The sequence below is a fragment of the Novosphingobium chloroacetimidivorans genome (assembly GCF_014204535.1).
Taxonomy (GTDB): Bacteria; Pseudomonadota; Alphaproteobacteria; order Sphingomonadales; family Sphingomonadaceae; genus Novosphingobium; species Novosphingobium chloroacetimidivorans.
Genome location: NZ_JACHLR010000078.1, coordinates 1 through 1,653, shown reverse-complemented (window position 1 = coordinate 1,653; position 1,653 = coordinate 1). Strand labels below are relative to the sequence as shown.

General features: G+C 65.8%; 1 protein-coding gene. It reads left to right on the top strand.

Going from position 1 to position 1,653, the window contains the following annotated elements:
* Positions 1 to 64: 64 nt before the first annotated feature.
* The gene (locus HNO88_RS21890; RefSeq protein ID WP_184250944.1) at positions 65 to 1,495 is read left to right on the top strand and encodes an IS1182 family transposase; all 1,431 of its coding nucleotides are present in this window, start codon (positions 65 to 67) and stop codon (positions 1,493 to 1,495) included.
* Positions 1,496 to 1,653: the final 158 nt, after the last annotated feature.

Here is a 1,653-nt window from a genome sequence, read left to right as displayed (position 1 = left end):
TCCAGACTGTGCGGAAACTCGGTGATTGATTCCATAGGCTCGCGAACAGACGTATGCTGTGCCGATGGCGTACATCGAGGGTCATGCGCGCGACCAGTCGCTGCTGTTGCCGGCATCGGTCGAGGACTATGTGGCAGCGGACAGCCCGGTTCGGTTCATCGACGTATTCGTCGATGACCTCGATTTGGGCGAGGCCGGCTTCCATCGTACACGGCCGAAGGCGACGGGACGACCGGGATATGACCCGGCCGACATGCTCAAACTGTACCTGTACGGCTATCTCAACCGGGTGCGGTCGAGCCGGCGTCTGGAAGCCGAGGCGACGCGCAACCTTGAATTGATCTGGCTGCTGCGCGGGCTGCGGCCGGACTACAAGACCATCGCCGACTTCCGTCGTGACAATCGGGGTGCGTTCAAGGCGGTGTTCCGCACCTTCGTCGTCCTGTGCCGCAAGTTGGACCTGTTCGGTCGCGAGCTGCTGGCGGTCGACGGCACCCGGCTGAAGGCGGTGAACAATCCGGGACGCAACTTCTCTCGCGCCAAGCTGGCCAGGTACATTGCCGCGGCCGACGAGCGGCTCGAGGGGTATCTGGCCGAGCTGGACGCCATCGACCGCGGCGAGGATGGCCATGGGCCCGGGCGCAGCGAGGCGCTGGCCGCGAAGATCGCTCACGTGCGCGAACGGCGGCAGGCGCAGGCGGCGATGCTGGAGCAACTGAACGCCAGCGGCGAGAGCCAGATCTCGCTGACCGACCCCGATGCGCGTGCGATGGTGACGGGTCAGAAGACCACGGTCGGCTACAACGCGCAGGTGGCGGTCGATGCGAAGCACAAGCTGATCGTCGAGCAGCACGTCACCAATGCCGCGACCGACATGGGTCTGCTCGCCTCCACCGCCGGCGCGGCCAAGGTGGCGCTTGATCTCGAGCGCATCGATGCCGTGGCAGACATGGGCTATTACAAGGGTGAGGACATCGAGGCCTGCGAGGCGAACGGCATCACGCCCTATGTCGCCAGGCCCGAGCGGGGCAGCGCGGTCGCCAACGGCCGCTTTCCCAAGGAGCGCTTCGCTTACGACCCGGAAGCCGACGCCTACCGCTGCCCCGGCGGCCGGCTTCTCGACACCCGCTACCGCTCGGTCACGAATGGCCATGTGTCAATCCAGTATTCCAGCCCCGCGGCCTGCGCCGCCTGCACCATCAGGGCGCGCTGTACCGGAAGCCGCTGGCGCCGCATCAACCGCTGGGAGAACGAGGCGGTGCTCGAGCGCATGGCGAAGCGGCTCGCCGCCCGACCCGGTATCCTCAACATCCGCCGGGAAACGGTCGAGCATCCGTTCGGCTCGATCAAACAATGGATGAACCAGGGCGCTTTTCTCATGCGCGGGCTAGAGAAGGTCCGCGGCGAGTTCAGCCTGACGGCGCTCGCCTACAATCTGAGGCGAGCCATCACCCTCGTTGGTATCCCGGGGCTGATCCGGGCGGTGACAGCCTGATCCGCGCCGCCAAGGGCGTCGATACAGCCAGGCATGCTCCCCATCGCGCCAATATGCCGCCCGCACAGCCAAAAACCCGGATCAAGCGTCTCCCCCAACCCACCTCGTCGAAAAGAACGTCAGGTCGGCAACGTGCCGCAGAGTTTCCGCACGGTCTG